Source organism: Parahaemophilus parainfluenzae, assembly GCF_001053575.1.
In the GTDB taxonomy this organism is placed as follows: Bacteria; Pseudomonadota; Gammaproteobacteria; order Enterobacterales; family Pasteurellaceae; genus Haemophilus_D; species Haemophilus_D parainfluenzae_S.
Genome location: NZ_JVSL01000004.1, coordinates 1 through 1,056 on the forward strand (window position 1 = coordinate 1; position 1,056 = coordinate 1,056).

Genomic DNA, 1,056 nt, shown 5'->3' on the forward strand with positions numbered 1-1,056 from the left:
GAAGGTTGAACCGGTCGAAGATACCAGCTGGCTGCAACTGTTTATTAAAAACACAGCACTCTGCAAACACGAAAGTGGACGTATAGGGTGTGATGCCTGCCCGGTGCTGGAAGGTTAATTGATGGTGTAATCGAAAGAGAAGCTCCTGATCGAAGCCCCAGTAAACGGCGGCCGTAACTATAACGGTCCTAAGGTAGCGAAATTCCTTGTCGGGTAAGTTCCGACCTGCACGAATGGCATAATGATGGCCAGGCTGTCTCCACCCGAGACTCAGTGAAATTGAAATCGCCGTGAAGATGCGGTGTACCCGCGGCTAGACGGAAAGACCCCGTGAACCTTTACTATAGCTTGACACTGAACATTGAATTTTGATGTGTAGGATAGGTGGGAGACTTTGAAGTAGTCACGCCAGTGATTATGGAGTCGTCCTTGAAATACCACCCTTTAACGTTTGATGTTCTAACGAAGATTACGAAACGTGGTCTCGGACAGTGTCTGGTGGGTAGTTTGACTGGGGCGGTCTCCTCCCAAAGAGTAACGGAGGAGCACGAAGGTTTGCTAATGACGGTCGGACATCGTCAGGTTAGTGCAATGGTATAAGCAAGCTTAACTGCGAGACAGACAAGTCGAGCAGGTACGAAAGTAGGTCATAGTGATCCGGTGGTTCTGAATGGAAGGGCCATCGCTCAACGGATAAAAGGTACTCCGGGGATAACAGGCTGATACCGCCCAAGAGTTCATATCGACGGCGGTGTTTGGCACCTCGATGTCGGCTCATCACATCCTGGGGCTGAAGTAGGTCCCAAGGGTATGGCTGTTCGCCATTTAAAGTGGTACGCGAGCTGGGTTTAGAACGTCGTGAGACAGTTCGGTCCCTATCTGCCGTGGGCGTTGGAGAATTGATTGGGGCTGCTCCTAGTACGAGAGGACCGGAGTGGACGCACCACTGGTGTTCCGGTTGTGTCGCCAGACGCATTGCCGGGTAGCTAAGTGCGGAAGAGATAAGTGCTGAAAGCATCTAAGCACGAAACTTGCCAAGAGATGAGTTCTCCCTGT

The 1,056-nt window shown here is 51.1% G+C and carries 1 rRNA gene; it reads left to right on the plus strand.

Going from position 1 to position 1,056, the window contains the following annotated elements:
• Window positions 1-1,056 (plus strand): 23S ribosomal RNA (locus AC979_RS00210); the annotation flags it as partial.